The organism is Streptomyces sp. NPDC001348 (assembly GCF_053597535.1).
Genome location: NZ_JBSFIK010000006.1, coordinates 223,340 through 242,471 on the forward strand (window position 1 = coordinate 223,340; position 19,132 = coordinate 242,471).

Here is a 19,132-nt window from a genome sequence, read left to right on the forward strand (position 1 = left end):
GACGTGTTCTTCTTGTTGACAGGTTCACGAAGGGTCCTTAGTTTCGCCGATACACCCGATGTATCGACGACACGTCAGGCCTGGAGGACGACGATGACCTCGCAGCAGGAGAGCCGCTCACCGGTCCCCCGCAGAGCCGTGCTCGGCACCGCCCTCGGCGGAGCGGCGGCCGCGGCCCTGCCCGGAACGGCCCACGCCGGACAGCCCACGGCGGTGGTGGGGCCGAACGGCGCACGGGCCGGGCACCCTTGGAAACTCCGCGACTCGATGACCACCGACGGCGCCTGGGACCGGTTCCTGCGCGCACAGGACCTGCTGTGGACCCGGCTGCCCGCCCTCTGGCACGAGGGCCCCTTCCTCGGCGACGGGCTGCTCGGCAGCATGGTCTACCAGGAGCCGGGCGCCGACCGGATCCGCTTCACCGTCCAGCACGGCCGGGTCCAGGACCACCGGCCGGAGTTCGGCAGCGGCTGGGGCACGTGCCGTCTGCCCGTCGGGCACCTCACGCTGGAACCGGCCGGCACCATCACCGCCGTCGACTGGCGCCTGAGCCTGTGGAACGCCGAGCTCACCGGCACCGTCACCACCACCGCGGGCACCCTCACCCTCTCCTCCCTCATCCACGACGAGGTGTTCGCCGCCCGAGTGACGGCCGCCGGCGGCGAGCGGGTCACCTGGACGTTCCACCCGGAGGAGGCCGTCAGCCCCCGGCACATCAGCGAGGCCCCGCCCGCCGGCTACACCGCCAACCCGCCCTGGACCAACCGGACCGCGGACGACGGCACCGAGCAGGTGCTCCAGCCGCTCACCGGCGGCGGACAGACCGCCACGGCGTACCGGCGTACCGGCCACGATCTGCTGCTCAGCGTCGGACACAGCTCGCCCTCCGGCACCGCGGCCGAGACCGACTCACTGCGCAACCTCCGGCGGGCGACCTCGTACGGCGCTCTCAGGCGACGGCACACCCGATGGTGGCACGAGTTCTACCGGAAGAGCTTCGTGTCGTTCCCCGACCAGCGGCTGCAGAGTTTCCACTGGATCCAGCTCTACAAGGCCGCCTCCGCCAGCCGCGCCGGCGGCCCCGTCATGGCCACCTCGGGTCCATGGCTGGAGCCCACGCCCTGGCCCGCGGTGTGGTGGAACCTCAACGTCCAGCTGGAGTACTGGCTCATCCATGGCTTCAACCACCCGGAACTCGACTCGCTCGCCACCACCCTGCGGCAGAACCAGGAACAGCTCGTCGCCAACGTGCCCGCCGCCTACCGCGCGGACAGCTCCGGCATCGGCCGGAGTTCCGACATGTTCGCCGACCGCGAGGTGGGCCGGCCGGGTACCGGCGCCGAGACCGGCGACCTCACCTGGGCGCTGCACAACGTGTGGCTGTCCTACCGGCACTCCATGGACAAGTCCCTGCTGCGGGACACGATCTACCCGGTGCTGCGCCGTGCCATCAACTACTACCTGCACTTCCTCACCCCGGGCAGCGACGGCAGGCTCCACCTGCCGAGCACACTCTCACCCGAGTACCCGGTCGTGCCGCCGCAGGACACCAACTACGACCTGGCCCTGATCCGCTGGGGCTGCGGCACACTCCTCGAGTCCGCCGAACTGCTCGGTATCGACGACGAGTTGAAGCCACGCTGGCAGGAGGTACTCGCCAGGCTCACACCGTATCCGGTCGACGACAACGGCTTCATGATCGGTGGGGGCACCCCCTACGCGCAGTCCCACCGGCACTACTCGCACCTGCTGATGGTGTACCCGCTGTACCTCGTCAACTGGGACCAGCCCGAGAGCCGCGACCTGATCTCGAGGTCGGTGGCCCACTGGCACGCGCTGACCGGCGCCCACCGGGGCTACAGCTACACCGGGGCCGCCTCGATGTACGCGATGACGGGCGACGGCGACACCGCGCTCAGCTACCTGCGGAAGTTCTTCGACCCCACCACCCGCTATCCCTGCCGCGCCAACACCCACTACACCGAGGCCGGTCCGGTCATCGAGACACCGCTGTCCGCGTCGCAGTCCCTGCACGACATGTTCTGCCAGAGCTGGGGTGGCGTGATCCGCGTCTTCCCGGCCGTCCCGTCCGCCTGGGCGGACGTCACCCTGCACGACTTCCGCGCCCAGGGCGCCTTCCTGGTCAGCGCCGTCCGCAAGGCGGGGACGACCCGCTTCATCCGGATCCGAAGCCTGGCGGGCGAGCCGCTCAAGCTCCGGCACGGCCTCGGCGGGGCCCTCACCGTGCTGCTGGACGACGGCTCTCCGGCCCACACCCGGGATCTGGGCGACGGCACCCTCGCCATCGACCTGCCCAAGGGCCGGGAAGTGCTCGTCCATTCCGGTTCCCGGCCCGACCTCGTCATCGCACCGGTCGCCGTCAGCCAACCGGGGCCGGCCTGGGGCCTGCCGTAGCCTGCTCGAACAGGTGCGACCAGGAAGGCACCGCGCGCGTGTCGATTATCGATTGAACGCTTCGGCACTCACCCGAAATCGACCCAACAGAGGGGCAGTAGTCCAAGACACCAGCTTCGTGGCGTAAGTCGTGGGTACCATCCGGCTCAACACAACACCGAAAAGGAAGGTGAGCCGCCATGGATGGTGAGAGCGCCAACACCCCGATCCGGAGCAGGTACGCACAACAGGTCTCCGCCGATCTGGAGAAGAACCGCGCGGCACAGCAGGAACTCGACGGGCAGATCACGGATCTCCAGCAGCGGCTGGAGCAGCTCCGGGCGGACGAGAAGTGGCTCAGCGGCATCAAGGAGTCCCTGCCCGCCACCGACGAGCAGGACGCTGCGTCGGTCTCCGCCGCGACGGAGGAGGCGGTGGAGGAGGCAGCCGTCCCCAAGCCGAGGAAGGAACAGCCCCAAGGCTCGACTCCGGCGAGGAAGAAGTCCGCCCAGCCACGCGGTAAGGCCGCCAAGAAGGCAGCGCCCGCGAAGCCCGCCGCCAAGGCTCCGGCCAAGGCGGCGGAGAAGAAGGCGCCCGCCAGGAAGACCGCCGTCAAGAAGTCCGCCGCCAAGAAGTCCGCTGCCGCCAAGACCGCCGCGAAGCCGGCCGGAGAGCCCGTCCTGGGCGATCTCCTCAAGGACATCCTGGACCGCCACGCCGGTCAGCCGCGCACGGCCGGTGAGGTCCGTGACGAGCTGGAGGAGCGGCACCCCGACCGCGCCCGGGACGTCAACGTCGTGCGCAACACCCTCGAACGCCTCGTCGCCAAGAGCGTCATCGAACGGGCACGGCAGAAGCGCACCGTGCTCTACACCAGCGCCGGGAAGGCAGCACCGGCCGCCGGGAAAACGGACGCCCAGGCACCGGCCGCCGAGCCGGACGACGCCACGGCCGACAAGGCGACCGCGTCGGCGTAGCACACCGCTGGTCCCGCGGGGATGTGTGCGGTGTCAAGGGCGATGCCCTCGCCGCACGCACCCGGGCCCGGACGGGCGACCTCATCCACCGCCATCGAGGTCGGTGCGCTGCCGCAGCACCCGTAGTCCGTCGCCGAGGAACTGCATCTCGTACAGCTTGCCCCGCGCGTTGTCGAACGGACGGTGCACGATCATCATCAGCCGGCCGTCGAAGGTGTGGAACAGCATGCCGTGACCGCTGTCGTCGCGGACCAGTGGCCGACGCTGCCGCCATGGCCCGGTGAGATCGCCCGACTCGGAGACGGCGTAGGTCTGCACATAGCCACCACCGACGGTACCGTCCTGGCCGGCGACGTTCTTCTCGTACGTCGACCACAGCAGGAGCAGCGAGCCGTCAGGGGTGCGGTACAGCTGCGGGCCGTCGGTGACATAGGGCGGGAGCTGATGCGGTACGCCGCCGGGTATCTCCTCGGCGAGCCAGGACGCGTCCGAGGCCTTGAAGAGGAAAACCGGTTCTCCGACGGTCCGGGACAGGTCCGGAGCCAGCCGGATCGCCTCCATGGTTCCGTCGACGGTCTGCAGCCATTCGTGCGCGTACACCATCCAGGGCTGCCCGGACGGGTCGACGTAGAGCGTGCCGTCGAGGGTCATGAGGTGCTGGGGCGGGGTGGGGCGGGACGGGTCGACGACGGTGAAGGGCCCCAGCAGCGAGTCGGACACGGCCGTGATGGTGCCGCGCATGTGGTTCGCGACCTGGAACGGCGTCCCCCAACGGCCGGGCGGGGGTACCGGCAGTGGCCGGTCCTGGTTGTGCAGGGTGGTGAACAGGTAGTACCTGCCGTTCCATTCGTGCACTTCCGGTGCCCACCCGCCGTCGGTGCCCCACATCTCTTCCTGCTCGGCGGACAGGAAGACCACGCGAGGGCGTGTCCAGTCACGCAGGTCATGGCTGCGGTAGACCATCGTGCCGATGCCGTCCACACCTGAAACGGACGGGTCGTTGGACGTGTAGAGGTGGTAGGTGCGGGTCCGGTCGTCGGCGACGACGAAGGGATCGTGCAGCGGCATGTCGGGAAGCCGCATCGGTTCGGTCTCGGTTTCGGCCACGGTCGAGAGCATAGGGGGACGCGCGTTGCCGCTGACCGGGTGGCAACGGCAACGACGACGTCGTACGGCTCATGACGGTGGTGCCCGTGCGTCCGCGCCCGGACGGAACCGCCTAGCCTCGGCGGACCGACGGGTCGTCTGCGGTGCTGTCCCGGTCCGCGCCGGGAAGCCGCCCTGCACCGGTGGATGCGGCCGCCGTTCCGGGTGCCGTTTCCTCGACCCGGTCGCCGTGTCCCGGCCACCAGGCCGCGTGGCCGACGAGTGCGGTGAGGCTCGGGGTGAAGAACATCGCCATGACGAACGCGGCGACCGCGATGCCCGAGGAGACGGCGAAGCCCATTTCCGTGAGGAGCGAGTTGCCCGCCAGCATCATCGTGGCGAAGGTCGCCGCCAGGATGAAGCCCGCCGCGGCCACGGTCGGCCCGGCGTGCCGGAGCGCCATGCCGGCCGCCTCCCGCGGTTCACGGCCCTCGCGGGCCTCCTCGCGAAGCCGGGCGATCATCAGGATGTTGTAGTCGGTGCCGATGGCGACCACGAACAGATACATGATCACCGGGAGCATGAACATCAGACCCGAGTGGCCCTGTCCCTCCTGGAAGATCCACACCGTCGCGCCGAGGGTGGCGCCGAAACCGAGGCCCACCGAGGCCATCAGATACCAGGGGGCGACCACGCTGCGGAGCAGCAGTCCCAGGATGACCATGATCAGGACGGCCGCGACGGGGAAGACCGTCCGGTAGTCGTGGTTGACCGCGGCGTTGATGTCCTTGTAGATCGAGGACATGCCGCCGACGAGTGCCTCGGTGCCGTCGGGGGCGTCGGAGTGCGCGACGTCGCGCACCCTGCCCACGGCGTCGATCGCCTTGTCCGTGGACGCCTCGTACTTGAGCGTGACGGTGAAGTCCGCGGTGGTGCCCGCCTTGTTCACCTGGGTCACGCGGGCGTTGGCCACGCCGTCCACGGCGCCGAGTTTCCTCGCGTAGGCGTCGAAGGCGGACTTGTCCAGCGGCCTGCCGTCGGTGCTGGACAGATAGACGTCGGTGGGAGCGGCGGCGCCCGCCGAGTACACCTTCTGCATCTCGTCCTGGACGACCATGGACTCCTTGGTCTTGGGCATGGAGCCCGACGCCAGGTCGAAGGTCGCCTTGTAGCCGAACGTGCCCAGCGACAGCACGACCAGGACGAGGCCGGACACCACGGCGGTCAGCGCCGGGCGGCGCTGCACACCACGGCCGAGGGCGGCGAAACGGGCGCCGTCCGGCTCGCGTTGCCAGGACTTGGAGGGCCAGAACACCTTGGGCCCGATGAGCGAGACGACGGCCGGGATCAGGGTCAGGCCCGCGACCAGGGTGGCCGCGACCGCGATGGCGAGTGCCGGGCCCATCTGCTTGAGGAAGCCCAGCGTCGACAGCACCAGCGCGAGGAAGGCGATGATGACCGCTCCGGCGGCCGAGGCGATGGCCTCGCCGACCCGTCCCACCGCGTTGACCATGGCCTGCTTGGGCTCGTCGCCGGCACGCAGCCGTTCGCGGTAACGGAACATCAGGAAGAGGAAGTAGTCCGTACCGACACCGAAGAGCACGACGATCAGGATCGACGAGATCGAACTGTTGGCCTGGAGATCGAACAGCTTCGTGGCGTATGCGATCAGTCCGTTGGCGATGGCGGACACCAGGCCGATCAGTATCAGGGGAAGCACGGCCAGGATCGGCGCCCGGAAGATGATCAGCAGGGTGACCAGGATGATCACGAAGGTGCCGATGCCGATCAGTGCCTGGCCGCGCTTGGAGGAGTCCTGCTGGTCGAGGGCCTGTGCGGCGGAGCCGCCGAGTTTGACGTCCAGACGGGTGCCCTTGGCCAGTTCCTTGACGTCATCACGTAACACCTTGGCGGCGTCGGCCTGTTTGGGCTGGCCGGCGTTCCTGCTGTCCATCTGGACCAGGGTCAGGGCGTACCTGCCGTCCTTGGACGGCTGGCCGGGGACGACCTTCTGCACCTGGTCGATGTGTTTCTTGCCCAGTTCGGAGGTGATCCGGGCGACGTCCTTCCGGTCGGCGGCGGTCAGTTCGGCGCCGTCGGTGCGGTGGTACAGCGCGATCGCGGACGGGGTGAAGGCGCTGGGGAACGCCTTCTCCTGGAGTTGCGCCGCTTTGATCGACTCGTAGCTCTTGGGCAGGAAACTGCTCTCGTCGCTGTTCGAGGGAAGGCTCGGCGCGGTGGCGACGATCGCCACCGCCGCGACCAGCCATGCCACGATCGTCCAGACGGGATGTCGGACGACTGCGTTCCCTATGCTTCGGAACATGCGGGGGGTCCTCCTGGGTAGGAAGATCACCGCAGCCCGGGGAGCGGACCCCGGCATCGGCGACCCCGACCGGCCCCCAACTCGGCGGGCGGGTCGAATGGTTGTCTTGAGCTCTGATCGTACCGGCGTCGCGTGTACCCTGAACGCGATTTTGATCGCGGCGGAGTTGGGGCTGATCTGGTGGAACTCTTCTTCACCGGCCGGGTCGTCGAATGGCGTGGGCCGTCGCCGTACTACTTCGTCACCGTGCCGGACGAGCAGTCCGCCGACATCCGCGAGGTGGCCGTGATGGCCACCTACGGCTGGGGCGTGATTCCCGTCGAGGCCCGGATCGGCGGAAGCGTGTTCACCACCTCGCTCTTCCCCGGGGACGGGCGCTACCTGCTGCCGCTGAAGACCGCCGTCCGCAGACCGCAGGGCCTGTCGGCGGGCGATGCCGTCACGGTGGAGATGACCGTCCGTCTCTGACGCGGTCGCGGACCTCAGTGCACGGAGAAGCCGCCGTCGACGAAGATCGACTGGCCGGTGACATAGGCGGAGGCACGGCCGGCCAGGAACACCGCGGCGCCGGCGAAGTCCTCGGCCAGGCCGTTGCGTCCGACCAGGGTGCGTGCCGCCAGCGCCGTCACCGTCTCGGGGTCGGACGACAGACGGGTGTTCAGCGGCGTCATGACGAAGCCCGGCACGAGGGTGTTGCAGGTGACGCCGTACGGAGACCAGGCCTCGGCCTGGGAGCGGGCCAGCGACTCCAACGCGCCCTTGGAGACACCGTAGGCACCGCTTCGGACGAAGGCCCGATGCGCCTGCTGGGAGGTGATGTGGATGATCCGTCCGAAGCCCCGTTCGGCCATGCCGGGGCCGAACCGCTGTCCCAGCAGGAAGGGTGCCTCCAGGTTCACCGCCATCGTGGCGTCCCACACCCCCTCCCCCAGCTCGCCCATCGGGGGCCGCAGATTGATGCCGGCGGAGTTGACGAGGATGTCCGGCTCCCCGAACGCCGCGGTCATCTCCTCGGCGGCCGCGCGCACGCCGTCGCGGGTGCTCAGATCGGCGCGGACCCAGGCAGCCCGGCAGCCGTCCGCCGTCAGCTCGTCCGCCGTGGCGGCCAGTTCCGCCTCCTTGCGCGCCACGACCACCACGCTCGCCCCGGCGTGCGCGAGCGCGCCGGCGATGGCCCGGCCGATGCCGGAGCTGCCACCGGTCACCGCGGCGACCAGCCCGTCGAGCGAGAACAGTTGGGAGAGGTAGGTCTGCGACGTCATCACCGCACCCTAGACGACGCGCCGCCGGTGCGAGTCAGGCCCTGTCGTGCGGATCGGGCCGGCCGCAGGTCACGGCGTCTTGCGGCCGACTCCCGCGTACACCCAGTACTCGGACGGGTCCTCCGGGACGTGGTCCTCCGGGTCCGGGCGCCACAGGGGTACGTGGACCAGGCCCGGCTCGACGAGCCGGAAGCCGTCGAAGAAGCCGAGGATCTCGTCACGGGACCGGGCCGTCACCGGAGAGCTGGCCCGGGAGCGGTACAGCCGGCCCACGGCCGCCGCCGTCCGGGGGCGGTCCTGGTTCGTGGCATGGGTCATCGCCAGCCAGCCCTCACCGGGCAGTGCGTCGCGGAAGGCGGCCACGATGCCGGCCGGGTCCTCCTCGGGCGAGACGAAGTGCAGGATCGTGATCATCAGCACGGCCACGGGCTGATCGAAGTCGATGAGCCCCCGTACCTGCGGAGCGGACAGTATGTCGGCAGGCCTGCGGATGTCGGCGTTGACGATGTCGGCGTCCGGGTTGTCGGCGAGCAGCGACGCGCTGTGTGCGACGGCCACGGGGTCGTTGTCGACGTAGACGACCCGTGCCCCGGGGCTGACCGCCTGTGCCACCTCATGGACGTTGCCCTGGGTGGGTATGCCGGAGCCCAGGTCTATGAACTGGCGTACCCCGGCCTCGAGGAGAAAGCGGACGGCCCGGCCCAGGAAGGCGCGGTTGGCCCGCGCGAGCGTCCGGACCTGGGGGTCGATGGCCGTGAACGCGGCAAGCGCCTCCCGGTCTATGGCGAAGTTGTGCTGTCCGCCCAGCATGGCGTCGTACATGCGGGCGACACTCGCCTTGTCCGGATCGATGCCCTCCGGGAGATCCTCAACAGCGGACACAGCAACTCCCCTGCATGTCAGCGATCTTGACTGTCCATCATATAGTGGACCATGACGTGGCGAGGAGCCTGTCCCCTGCCACGCGCGACGCGGCCCCGTCCGGAAAGGCACGACCCTGCGGAACGAAGCGCGTGGGCACCCCCACGAGATACCCTCGGCGGTATCCACCGACGCGTCCCCGGCACGACCCTCCCCCTGGTGGTCCCGCTTCTCCTCGGCGGCCGAGGACATCGGCTCCGAGCTCGATCTGCGGCTGACCGGCAGTCATGTCGTGCAGGCGCTGACGCCGGGGTTCTGCGACGCTGCGTCGGTCTACCTGCTGGAGCGATGGCTGCAGGGCGAGAACAGTTCCGCGTCCGCGGACCCTCCGCAGTTCGAGGCCCGTCGCCTCGCGATACGGGTGGGTTCGGACACCGCCGACGACTGGGAGCCTCTGCTGCCGCTCGGGGAAGTGATCGTCTTCCCCCGCGAGACCCCGTACGCACACGCTCTCGTCACCCGGCGCACCCAGCTGCTCGACGCCGTCGACACGCACACCTCGGAGCGGCTCGGCTCGCTCGCGGACGACGAGGGCCGCATCGAGGACCTGCTGAACACGGTCTCCTTCCTGGTCGTTCCCCTGCATCTGACGGACGTCGCCGTGGGCTTCATCGCCTGCACCCGGGGGCCGTCGCGGGCTCCGTTCGCGGCCGGGGACACCGTGGCCGCGGAACGGCTGGCGGCGCGCGCCTGCGTGGCGCTGGACAACGCACGCCGCTACGAGCGGGAGCGCCGCACGGCGCTGGCCATCCGCGGCAGCCTGCTGCCCGCCTCCGCACCGGAACTCCCGGGCTGCCGTATCGCCCACGGCTATCTGCCGGCCGGAGACGGCGACATCATCGGCGGTGACTGGTTCGACGTCCTGCCCCGGCCGGGAGGGCGGATCAGCCTCATCGTCGGGGACGCGATGGGCCACGGCCCGGAGGCGGCCGTCGCCATGATCCAGCTGCGCACCGCCGTCCGCGCCCTGGTGGGGCTCGACATGCCACCGGTGGATCTCATGCGCCGGCTCGACGCGCTTGCCTGTGACACCCCGGGGGCGTCCTTCGCGACGTGTGTCTACGCAGAATGGGACGCGCAGCGGCACCTGTGCACCCTTGTCGGCGCCGGACACCCTCCCCCGCTGATCCGTGGCCCGGACGGGCGCTCCACCCCCGTCACGCTCACCAGCGCCGGCCTGCCTCTGGGACTCGGGGCGGGTACCTACGAGGCCACCGTGCTGGACGTGCCGGAACCCGCACTGCTCGTTCTCTACAGCGACGGCCTGGTCGAGTCCCGTCAGACGGACATCGACCAGGGCATCGCCCGGCTCGCGCTCGCCCTGGACTCGGCCACGACCACCACCGCGCACAGCCAGGAGTCGCTGCAGGCGCTGTGCCGGCGTCTGCTGCACACCCCGAGCACCCCCGCGGGGAGGGACGACCGGACGCTGCTGCTGGCCGCGTTGCAGCCGGTTTCAGAACATCCGGCAAACCTGCACACCGCTCCCTGACCGGCCGCAGCACGCCTGAACAGCCCTCAGGACCGCGCCGGTGGACGGCGGTTTTGCGCGGGAGTGTCCCCTCCCGGGAGCCGACGGCCACGGCCGTACATGCACCCCTGCCGCAGGCAGTGTGAAGGAGTGGGCGGGTACGGTCACCTCCCCGTCACGCCGGTGAAGGCGGAACTCGCCGCGCGTGCCGCGCGCGCCCCGCGCGGCTCGCCGTCCCCCGGTGGGCGTGCTTTGATCCTTCGCGTGGCGCAGGTCATAGAAGCCGGATCCCGGTAGCGGGGTCCGACCAGTGGACTGCGGCACGGAAGAAGCGCCTATGCGAAGGGAACAGCACCTCATGAACCTCGCCCCCCGGGTGGAGACGGCCGAGATCTCCGACGCCGAGCTGGACAACGTCTCCGGTGGTATGGCGGCGGGCGGCTCCGGTGGTCTCCACGTCGAGACGCCGATTGCCGACCTCTGCGCCGATGTTCTGGCCGTTGCCTCGCCCGAGGGTGTCGCTGCCGGCGGGTTCCTCAACGCCACCGCTCACTGACGGCGACGTCTCGCCTCCGCAGGTCCCGGATCATCCGATCCGGGACCTGCCCGGTTTCACGGGGTGGCCGCGGTCAGGTGAGGGGCAGGCCCCAGCGGGGCGCGTCCCTGTTCGGGCTCACGGGTGCGACGGTCAGGTCGGGCCGGTCGCCTTTCGCGGTGATCAGCGCCGACTCCCCCTTGCGCAGGGCGATCCGGACGGCGCCGTCGCCCGCGTCCGCACAGCGCAGGGGACGGCCCCGCCCGTCCCGTACGACGACCGGCCCCGCGATACCGTGCCGTACGACGCAGGGCGCTCCCGCCTCGCTGACCAGTCGCACCCAGCGAGTCGTGCCGCCCCGGCGGACCGCGCTCAGCAGGAAGGCACCCTGGGTACGGAACCGATGGACGGTCAGGTCGGCCCAGGCGGTGGGCAGCGCCGGGAAGACCCTGATGATCCCGCCCCAGGACTGGCAGATCATGTCGTGCAGGGACTGGGCCGCCGACAGCGGGGTCTCGATGACCGGGCCCGACTCCTGGTACATGGTGTTCGGCTGGATGAAGCGGGTCATCAGCTCACCGAGGTACTTCAGCGCGTCCTCTCCCTTGCCCAGCAGCGCCGACATCGAGGCGGCTCCGGTGAAGGTGTGGCCCTGCAGGGCGCCCTCGAAGCCCACCCAGTGCGCCAGTGACCTCTCGATCAGGGCGCGTTCGTCGGGGGTGCGGCCGGTCACCTCGTACAGCGGGTAGACCGCGAGCAGATGCGAGTAGTGCCGGTGGGACTTGGCGAACGGGATGTCCGCGCCGATCATGAAGCCGTTCTCGTCCGTCGGATAGGGCACCCGTCTGGCCAGCACCTCACGCCAGCGGGGGGCCAGCGGGTCGTCGACGCCGAGGAGTTCGGCGGATTCGAGGAGTGTTCGACAGCCCCAGGTCAGGAGCATGAGGTCGTAGTTGCAGTCGCGCGAGTCGCCGCCGTACTCCGGGGAGAAGGTGGCGGGCAGGTGCAGTCTGCGGTCCGGGCCGGGCTCGAGGAAGTGCAGGTAGTAGTTGACCGCCTTGCGCAGCAGGGGGAAGAGGACGTCCCGGAGGATCGACTCGTCCATGGTGTGGCGGTAGCTGAGCCAGACGTTGTGCAACGCCCAGGTCAGGTTGCCGACTTCGGGGACCGGCGGGTCCTGGCCGGGGATGCCGACGCCGTAGCCCGTGAGCGGGCCGACCGCGCCGTTGACCAGCTGGGCGTCGGTGGTACGCGGGATGCCGAGCGAGTCGGCGCGGTAGGGCTGCGCCACCTCCTTGGCGAGGTTGTCCCTGAACTCACCGAGCGCCCGGGTGATCGCGTCGAGTTCGAGGTGGTTGGAGCCGTGCACGAGCCAGTACTCCAGCTGGGCGTTGAGGTTCCACCAGGTGTTGGGCCACGGGGTGGGTTCCAGCCAGGGGCCGCTCGTCGCCATCACGGGGGCGTCACGGCGGGCGGCCGAGGCGGCCTTGTAGAGCTGGATCCAGTAGAAGCGCTGGATCCGGGCGTCGGGCACGGACAGGAAGCTCTTGCGGTAGTAGGAGTGCCACCAGGCGCGATGGGTCACCGCCAGGGCCGAGTAGGGGAGTCGGGCGGTGGTGCGGATCTCCTTCAGGGCCCGTCCCAGGGCCGTGGTCCGCGGGTAGGAGTGCGCGACGTGCGCGTACAGCGTCCGCGTCCGACCGCTGGTCCGCTCCCGCCACGCGGTGACGTGCTGCCCGCCCGCCAGCAGCGGTTGCACGGCAGCGGTCACACCGGCGTGGTCGGCGACCTCGGCGGGCGGGTTGCCCCGGTAGCCGTCCGGCAGCGGCTTGAAGGCGGCCCGCGGGCTGATGGCGTCCGCGGGGTGGAACACCCAACGGAAGGCCCTCTCGCCCTCGCTGGGGGTGACCTCCACGGCGAGTACCGAGCGGTCGTTGTGCACCAGGGCGCGAAGGGCCAGAGTGCCCTTGTCGGTGGTGATGGTGCCGGTCAGCTCGGCGTCGTGCAGCGCGAGCCGCCAGTCGAGGCCGGTGATCGCGCCCACCGGTTCCAGGGTGAAGTACCCGACCGGCAGCCGGGCCAGACCGAAGAGGGAGCCGAACTCCGGTCGGTGGTCCTGGACTTCTGAGTGCTGGATGTTGAAGCGTACGGCCTTCGACGCGGCGCCCGGCTCGGCATAGATCCCCGAGCCGAGGAAGCCGTTGCCGAGGAACGGGCCCTCGTACCAGGTGGCCGGCATCCGTTCCCAGACCAGATCGGCGTCGTCGAGGACGGTGCGCCAGGGGTCGTCGGGGTGCGCGGCGGTCTCCACGCGGTCGGCCGCCGTCGCCGGCGTGGGCAGGCCTGAGGCGAGCAGCGCGCCGCCCACGGCGGAACCGGTGGTGAGGACGGTACGTCTGGACGGGCTGGGCACGCTGCCTCCCGACAGTTCGGAGATTCATCGGAGCTGTCCCGGGATGCAACCTAGAGAGGCCCGCGAAGCGCGTCAATACAGCGATATAGCTCGGATGTATTCACCGATGCACCTGCCCGCTCACGCCGGGTCGCCCCCCGAAACGGCCACTGCCGCACACGACGGCTCGACGTCCCACCCGCCCCACAGGAATCACAAAATCCGGACGGAGTGATTGACGCGAACATGGCCACCCCCTACTTTCTGATCGATTCACCGAACTTCGTTCGGAATATCGACCATTGGAGCCCGCATGACCCCCCGCCCCCACCCCACCCGCCGACACGTCCTGGGCATGGCCGCCGCCGCTCCCCTGGCCGTGACCGGCGCACTGACCCTGGGCGCCGGCGCCGCTCACGCCGCCGACTCGGCGTACGTGATGTGCTACTTCACGGAGTCGACCTCCCTGGGCGAGGGCACCGACTACGGCCTCCATCTGGCCGTCAGCACCGACTCGCTCGACTGGACACCGCTGAACCAGAACAACCCCGTGGTCACCCCGACCGACGGCTCGCTCGGGCTGCGCGATCCGTTCATCCTGCGCAAGCAGGACGGCACCTTCGTCGTCCTGGCCACCGACCTCAAGGGCACCGACTGGAGCTACGTCAGCCAGTACATCCACGTCTGGTTCTCCACCGACCTGCGCACCTTCACCGGCTACCACCGGCTGAAGCTGCACGACATGAACACCCACTGCTGGGCCCCGGAGGCGTTCTGGGACGCGGGCCGCGGTCAGTACGCGGTCATCTACTCAGCCGTCGACGACAGCGGTCACAACGTCATCATGGTCAACTACACCACCGACTTCGTCACGGCGTCGGCCCCGCAGGTCTTCTTCGATCCCGGCTACGACGTGATCGACGGAGACATGGCCGTAGGCGTTAACGGCGTCAACTATCTGTACTTCAAGAAGAACCAGACACTCGTCGGCGCCCGGTCGACCTCGCTGAACCCGGGCAGCTTCACCGAGTTCACCACCGGTGTCGCTCATGGCGGCACCGAGGCCCCGACCCTGGTCAAGTCGCCGAACTCCAGCACCTGGTACCTGTGGGGCGACACCTACACGCCCAACGGCGTCTTCTACGCCTGGCAGACCGCGGACCTCGCCTCCGGCACCTGGACCGCCCTCGACCAGAAGACCTACACCCAGCCGCTTAACTCGAAGCACTGCGGCATCACCACCATCAGCACGGCGCAGTACGACAACCTCATCGCCAAGTGGGGCGCCCCCACCTGGAACCGACTCAAGTCGTACAACTACCCGGCGCGTTACGTCCGCCACTCCGACTTCGTGGGCCGCATCGACGAGTACCCCGTCGACCCGCCGACCGACTCCCAGTGGAAGCTCGTCCCCGGCCTGGCCGACAGCAGCGGAGTCTCCTTCCAGTCGGTCAACTACCCGAACCGCTATCTGCGGCACTACGACTACCAGCTGCGACTCGACGTGAACGACGGCACGTCGACGTTCGCGGCGGACGCCACGTTCCACCGCACGGCGGGCCTGGCCGACGCGAGCTGGTCGTCCTTCCGCTCCTACAACAACCCGACCCGCTACATCCGCCACTACGACTACGCCCTGCGCATCGACCCGGTCTCGACGGCCACCGAGAAGCAGGACGCGACCTTCCGCGTCGGATACTGACACCCCGGGTGTGCCCCTTCGGGCAGTCGACTCTGCCTCCCTGCCCGATGACGGTCCCGCTGCGGCGGGTTAGCGTCCGCCTGTGAGCAACACGTCCCGACCGCAGCCGCCTTCGGAGGGCCCGCCACGCCCGCGCCGTCGTGGGCCCGGCCCGTTCACCCTGATGGTGCTGCCAGGGTTGGTCGCGGCCTCGGGTGTGGCCGGTTTCCTCGTCCTGACGGGTGGTCTCGCCCCGGCGTGGACGCAGGGCGCCACGGCGCCGCCGACCGACGCGAGTGGTGTGAACTCGTCCTACGGCCCCTGGCTGCGCAAGGCCGCCGGAGCCTGCGCGGTGCTCACCCCGTCCGTACTCGCCGCCCAGATCGACCAGCTCTCCGGCTGGCACAACGACGCCAAGGAGCAGGGGAAATCGGGCATCGCCGACTTCACGGACACCGGTTGGCAGCGGTGGGGCAAGGACGAGGACGGCAATGGGCGCTCCTCTCCCCTGGACCGGCCCGACGCCATCATGGCGCTCGGCAGGCAGGACTGTTCCCTCGCCGCGAGGGTCACCGAGTTGCGCACCGAGGGCACCGTCTCCGGAGACCTCGTCGACCTGACCCTGGCCGCCTACGCGGTCGGGGAGGACGAGGTGGCGGCAGCCGGACGGGTGCCCGCGGGAGCACGGACCTACCTCGGTGAGGTGAAGGCCCGCTCGGCACGCTACACAGGGTTCGACCAGGAGGACACGGGCGACGGCGCCGAGCAGCCTGCGGGCACCCTCCTCGACGCGCCCGTGAGCACCCGGACCGTCACCTCGCCCTTCGGCTCCCGCAAGCACCCCCTCACCGGGGTGACCAAACTCCACACCGGCGTGGACTTCGGCGCGTCGCAGGGTGCCGAGGTCTCCGCCGCACGGGAGGGGCGGGTCGTGTTCGCCGCCCCGACCAAGGCCTACGGCAACCGCATAGTCATCGACCACGGCACCATCGACGGCAAACGCCTCGAGACCACCTACAGCCACCTCTCGGCCCTGCAGGTCGGCGCGGGCCGGACCGTGCGGGCCGGCACCGTGATCGGCCGGGTGGGCTCCACGGGTCTGTCCACCGGCCCGCACCTGCACTTCGAGGTCATCTACGGGGGTTACTACACCGACCCGATGCCCTGGCTCGCCTCCGGCGGCTGAGGGGCGGTTCCCACCGCGGCATGGGGGCCGGGCGCCCAGGCCCGGAACCCGTGCGGCGGATACCGGCGCATCAGCTGAACGGCCGCCGCCGGCAGCTCGCGGCGCCTGCCCTTCGCGGGCATCGGCGACGGCCCGACCGGCCGTGGAGCACGGGCGACGGACGCGGTCACCGCCGGCGCGGCCCGGCGAACCAGCGGACGATCGCCGACGTGGCCGCGACATTTGATCCCAGGTGACGGGAGCCGTGGTAGTCGGCGTCGCCGACGTCCACGACCGGCGCCGCCACGCCGTTCCGGAGCAGAGCGGCCCGGCAGTGCCGGGTGTTGGAGGTGACGGCCTGCTCGTCCCCGGACGCCATGTACAGCCGGACCGGGACACGGGGAGCCCAGTCGGTGCACACGGCGTCGGTGGTGCGCAGCGCCGCCGCCAGCGCTCCCGTCGGATGCGCGAGCAGGTGCCGGCCGTTCCTGGTGAGCAGCGCGTGCAGGGTGTCCGGTGTGCCCTGCATCAGCTGCTGCCCTGTGTGGGCGCCGTCGAAGAGGCCCTCGATCGTGCTGTCGTAGGGGGCTCGGAAGACGTCGCCGGGGCTGTCGTAGATGTGATGGAGGCGGTTGAACGCGACCAGGGTGTACGCGGCGTACAGCACGCTGGACTTGGGCTCCAGCTCGCCGTGCAGCAGCGCGGGCAGCTCGGCGCCGCCGAAGTCGTACGCGCCGCTGACCGGTGCCAGCGCGCCCAGCCGGAACCAGCCGTCGGCACCGGCCTGCAGCGCCCGGCCGAGGCCCAGCGCCGCCGAGGCGCCCTGCGAGAAGCCGGTGACCATGACCTCGGGCTCCAGCTCGTGGCCGGCGCGGGGCGCGAAGGCACGGGCCGCCCGCAGCATGTCGAGGGATGCGGTGGTCTCGGAGCCGATGTCCATCCAGGGGTGCAGGCCGGGTCCGGTGCCCATTCCCAGATAGTCCGGGGCGACCGCCGCGGAACCGGCCGCGGCGTGCGCGACGACCGGCGCGGACACGAACGCGGCGCGCTGCATGGACGGGGAGTCGTTCTTGTGGCTGCCGGTGCCGTGCGTGAAGGAAACCACCCGCAGGTGTCTGTCGCCGTCGAGCGGCAGCACGAACAGTCCGCTCGCCGTGGTGGGCCGTCCGTACGGGTCGACGGTCCGGTAGACCAGCCGGTACGCGACCACGCCGTGCCGGACGGAGTCGTCGTCGAACCCGGCCGCGGTCAGCTCGGCGGACACGGCACGCGGGGTGGCGAGTGTGTACAGCCGCTCGGCGGACACCAGCGTCCCCCGGTCGCCCTCCTGGTGCCGCGCCTGCTGGTGGGCGGCGGGTGCGGCGGCAGCGGTGGCGGCGGCCGGCGCGCTCAGCAGCAGCCCGCAGCAGACGGCTACGGCCCGGGCCCGCAGTCCACGCCGGTACCGGCTTGCGCTGCGCGGCGAAACAGCGGCGGCATCACCCATGACGTCCTCCAAGTGCGGCTTGTTCAAGGCATGTTCAGCCTCGCGCCCGGAGGACCTCGGCGCACTGGTGCCACCCCCCGCTCAAGGGGTGGGGATACCCGCCGGGCGGAGCGGGCCGCCCAGACGGACCGGGACGCCCGGCGAGTACAGAACGCTGACCGGCGCCTCACGGGGCGTGGGCAGGCCCGCGGCCGCGAGCAGGTTCTCCTCGCAGGCGATCAGCTCGGCGCGGTACAGGGGCCAGCGGGGGTGGTCGTTGGGCAGATAGGACGCTCCGCCGAAGAACGAGTTGTGCATGCCCCACCGGGCGGTGAGGAAGTGCTCCAGCTCCGTGGGCCGCGCGATGCGTTCGCCCCTGCGCACGGTGATACGGCTGTGCGCGCCGCGCGGGCCGGGCCACCGGCGCGAGCTCGTGTAGGTCACGGTGTCACCGGCGGTGCGTATCCTCATCCGGGACCAGAGATAGGGCAGCCGGAAGCCGAACCGCCCCATCACCACGGGGATGAGCCGTGAGGCGTCCATCGACCGGAAGACGACACCGCGCCGGCCGTGCGCGTCGACCGAGTACAGGCGCACGTTGGTCTCCGGGAAGGATCCGAGGTACGGCACGCCGGGCAACCCCAGCCATCCGACCCTGTGCATCCGGAAGGCGACGAGTCCGACGTACGTGGCCCCGTCGCGGACGTCGGGAACGGTTCCGCCGGGCAGGAGCCCGGCCACGGCCTCCGGGGCGACGGCCCAGTGGACGAAGCACAGGTCGAGCCACTGCTGGGTGAGGAGCGGGGCGCCCACGGCGGCCGGGGCGTCCGGGGTGATGGGGGTCGGCGGCTGCACGGTGCCAGGATGGCAGAGGCGGCGGCGACGGCTACCCGTCGGAGCGGGTGGCGCCGAAGTAGGTCTCGTGCGACCAGATGTGGGTGCACGACGGGCACTGCAGATGGAGCAGGCTGCCGGTGTTCGACAGCAGGTAGCGCCAGTGCGTGGAGCAGGTGCGTCCCTGCTCGCACGCGGCGCACCCGCGCCAGTCGTCGCAGTTCGGACAGTCCACCCAGGCCCGCCGCCCGATGTCGGCCTGCGGGTCAAGCGGCAGCATGGCCGCCCCCTCGCGCCGGGAGCACACCGGCCGCCACCAGCTCGTCGTACAGGCGCTGCTGCTCCTCGCCGAGGCCGGAGTACAGCAGCTCGTACGCCTCCTCCTCGCCGCGCAGGGCCGCCGCGGGATCCCAGTCGGTGCCGAGAGCGGACATGACATGGGTGCGCCGGAGCATCTCGTGCACGCTCAGGTCGACGGTGAATTCGACCGGTGCGGGGGTGCCGGGTCGGTCAGCGGAGGGCATACGACCGAACGTAGGAAGGCTTCCCGGCCCCGGGCAAGAGCAGGTGGGAGAAGTCACAGTCGCCCCTCAGGGCACGAATGACTCCCAGGACACAAGGGA

At 70.4% G+C, this 19,132-nt stretch carries 16 protein-coding genes; 7 read left to right on the forward strand and 9 right to left on the reverse strand.

Annotated features, from left to right (window positions below; translation table 11 throughout):
- Positions 1-93: 93 nt before the first annotated feature.
- Both ACWC21_RS09265 and ACWC21_RS09270 read left to right on the forward strand, forming a co-directional pair.
- Entirely contained in the window at positions 94-2,415 is a 2,322-nt protein-coding gene (locus ACWC21_RS09265) for a glycosyl hydrolase family 95 catalytic domain-containing protein (RefSeq protein ID WP_450879726.1), read from the forward strand.
- A gap of 179 nt (positions 2,416-2,594) precedes the next feature.
- Positions 2,595-3,371: a hypothetical protein gene (locus ACWC21_RS09270; RefSeq protein WP_450879728.1), complete on the forward strand. Its 777-nt coding sequence runs from the start codon at positions 2,595-2,597 to the stop codon at positions 3,369-3,371.
- An 81-nt stretch (positions 3,372-3,452) separates the two neighbouring features.
- Here ACWC21_RS09270 and ACWC21_RS09275 read toward each other — a convergent pair whose 3' ends face one another.
- Together ACWC21_RS09275 and ACWC21_RS09280 are read right to left on the reverse strand one after the other, a co-directional pair.
- Positions 3,453-4,454 carry a glycoside hydrolase family 43 protein gene (locus tag ACWC21_RS09275; RefSeq protein WP_450879853.1) on the reverse strand — a complete coding sequence of 334 codons (1,002 nt, stop codon included), beginning with the start codon at positions 4,452-4,454 and terminating at the stop codon, positions 3,453-3,455.
- A 136-nt stretch (positions 4,455-4,590) separates the two neighbouring features.
- Entirely contained in the window at positions 4,591-6,783 is a 2,193-nt protein-coding gene (locus tag ACWC21_RS09280) for an MMPL family transporter (protein ID WP_450879730.1), read from the reverse strand.
- Between the two features lie 180 nt (positions 6,784-6,963).
- Here ACWC21_RS09280 and ACWC21_RS09285 point away from each other — a divergent pair, with 180 nt between their 5' ends.
- Complete coding sequence (locus tag ACWC21_RS09285) at positions 6,964-7,251, forward strand: DUF1905 domain-containing protein (RefSeq protein ID WP_450879732.1); 288 nt, start codon at positions 6,964-6,966, stop codon at positions 7,249-7,251.
- A gap of 14 nt (positions 7,252-7,265) precedes the next feature.
- On the opposite strand, the gene ACWC21_RS09290 is transcribed toward ACWC21_RS09285, so the two are convergent.
- Both ACWC21_RS09290 and ACWC21_RS09295 read right to left on the reverse strand, forming a co-directional pair.
- A complete protein-coding gene (locus ACWC21_RS09290; RefSeq protein WP_450879734.1) occupies positions 7,266-8,045 on the reverse strand; it encodes an SDR family NAD(P)-dependent oxidoreductase in 780 nt (259 codons plus the stop codon).
- Positions 8,046-8,114: 69 nt separating this feature from the next.
- On the reverse strand, positions 8,115-8,927 hold the full coding sequence (locus tag ACWC21_RS09295) for an SAM-dependent methyltransferase (RefSeq protein WP_450879736.1): 813 nt from the start codon (positions 8,925-8,927) through the stop codon (positions 8,115-8,117).
- 271 nt (positions 8,928-9,198) lie between these two features.
- On the opposite strand from ACWC21_RS09295, the gene ACWC21_RS09300 reads away from it, so the two are divergent.
- Positions 9,199-10,458, forward strand: a complete 1,260-nt coding sequence (locus ACWC21_RS09300) for a PP2C family protein-serine/threonine phosphatase (RefSeq protein ID WP_450879738.1) — start codon at positions 9,199-9,201, stop codon at positions 10,456-10,458.
- Positions 10,459-10,795: 337 nt separating this feature from the next.
- Positions 10,796-10,993 (forward strand): hypothetical protein, encoded by a 198-nt coding sequence (locus ACWC21_RS09305; RefSeq protein ID WP_450879740.1) that lies wholly within the window; start codon positions 10,796-10,798, stop codon positions 10,991-10,993.
- Between the two features lie 73 nt (positions 10,994-11,066).
- On the opposite strand, the gene ACWC21_RS09310 is transcribed toward ACWC21_RS09305, so the two are convergent.
- Complete coding sequence (locus ACWC21_RS09310; RefSeq protein WP_450879742.1) at positions 11,067-13,385, reverse strand: glycosyl hydrolase family 95 catalytic domain-containing protein; 2,319 nt, start codon at positions 13,383-13,385, stop codon at positions 11,067-11,069.
- A 292-nt stretch (positions 13,386-13,677) separates the two neighbouring features.
- Between ACWC21_RS09310 and ACWC21_RS09315 the strand changes: the two genes are divergently transcribed.
- The gene (locus tag ACWC21_RS09315; protein WP_450879744.1) at positions 13,678-15,066 is read left to right on the forward strand and encodes a glycoside hydrolase family 43 protein; all 1,389 of its coding nucleotides are present in this window, start codon (positions 13,678-13,680) and stop codon (positions 15,064-15,066) included.
- 82 nt (positions 15,067-15,148) lie between these two features.
- A complete protein-coding gene (locus ACWC21_RS09320) occupies positions 15,149-16,231 on the forward strand; it encodes a M23 family metallopeptidase (RefSeq protein WP_450879746.1) in 1,083 nt (360 codons plus the stop codon).
- A 166-nt stretch (positions 16,232-16,397) separates the two neighbouring features.
- Here the strand turns inward: ACWC21_RS09320 and ACWC21_RS09325 are convergent, their stop codons facing one another.
- The 4 genes from ACWC21_RS09325 to ACWC21_RS09340 all read right to left on the reverse strand — a co-directional run bounded on the left by ACWC21_RS09325 (position 16,398) and on the right by ACWC21_RS09340 (position 19,033).
- Positions 16,398-17,696, reverse strand: a complete 1,299-nt coding sequence (locus tag ACWC21_RS09325; protein WP_450879748.1) for a lipase — start codon at positions 17,694-17,696, stop codon at positions 16,398-16,400.
- 81 nt (positions 17,697-17,777) lie between these two features.
- Positions 17,778-18,530: a YqjF family protein gene (locus ACWC21_RS09330; protein ID WP_450879750.1), complete on the reverse strand. Its 753-nt coding sequence runs from the start codon at positions 18,528-18,530 to the stop codon at positions 17,778-17,780.
- 31 nt (positions 18,531-18,561) lie between these two features.
- Complete coding sequence (locus tag ACWC21_RS09335; protein WP_450879752.1) at positions 18,562-18,789, reverse strand: hypothetical protein; 228 nt, start codon at positions 18,787-18,789, stop codon at positions 18,562-18,564.
- Positions 18,776-19,033 (reverse strand): DUF6400 family protein, encoded by a 258-nt coding sequence (locus ACWC21_RS09340; protein ID WP_450879754.1) that lies wholly within the window; start codon positions 19,031-19,033, stop codon positions 18,776-18,778. The genes ACWC21_RS09335 and ACWC21_RS09340 overlap by 14 nt, the downstream gene beginning before the upstream one ends.
- Positions 19,034-19,132 lie beyond the last annotated feature (99 nt).

Bases quoted from the DNA above. Each gene is read 5' to 3' on its own strand.
- ACWC21_RS09265 (WP_450879726.1), top strand. From the start codon at position 94: ATGACCTCGCAGCAGGAGAGCCGCTCACCGGTCCCCCGCAGAGCCGTG.
- ACWC21_RS09270 (WP_450879728.1), top strand. From the start codon at position 2,595: ATGGATGGTGAGAGCGCCAACACCCCGATCCGGAGCAGGTACGCACAA.
- ACWC21_RS09275 (WP_450879853.1), bottom strand. From the start codon at position 4,454: ATGCGGCTTCCCGACATGCCGCTGCACGATCCCTTCGTCGTCGCCGAC.
- ACWC21_RS09280 (WP_450879730.1), bottom strand. From the start codon at position 6,783: ATGTTCCGAAGCATAGGGAACGCAGTCGTCCGACATCCCGTCTGGACG.
- ACWC21_RS09290 (WP_450879734.1), bottom strand. From the start codon at position 8,045: ATGACGTCGCAGACCTACCTCTCCCAACTGTTCTCGCTCGACGGGCTG.
- ACWC21_RS09305 (WP_450879740.1), top strand. From the start codon at position 10,796: ATGAACCTCGCCCCCCGGGTGGAGACGGCCGAGATCTCCGACGCCGAG.
- ACWC21_RS09315 (WP_450879744.1), top strand. From the start codon at position 13,678: ATGACCCCCCGCCCCCACCCCACCCGCCGACACGTCCTGGGCATGGCC.
- ACWC21_RS09325 (WP_450879748.1), bottom strand. From the start codon at position 17,696: ATGGGTGATGCCGCCGCTGTTTCGCCGCGCAGCGCAAGCCGGTACCGG.
- ACWC21_RS09335 (WP_450879752.1), bottom strand. From the start codon at position 18,789: ATGCTGCCGCTTGACCCGCAGGCCGACATCGGGCGGCGGGCCTGGGTG.
- ACWC21_RS09340 (WP_450879754.1), bottom strand. From the start codon at position 19,033: ATGCCCTCCGCTGACCGACCCGGCACCCCCGCACCGGTCGAATTCACC.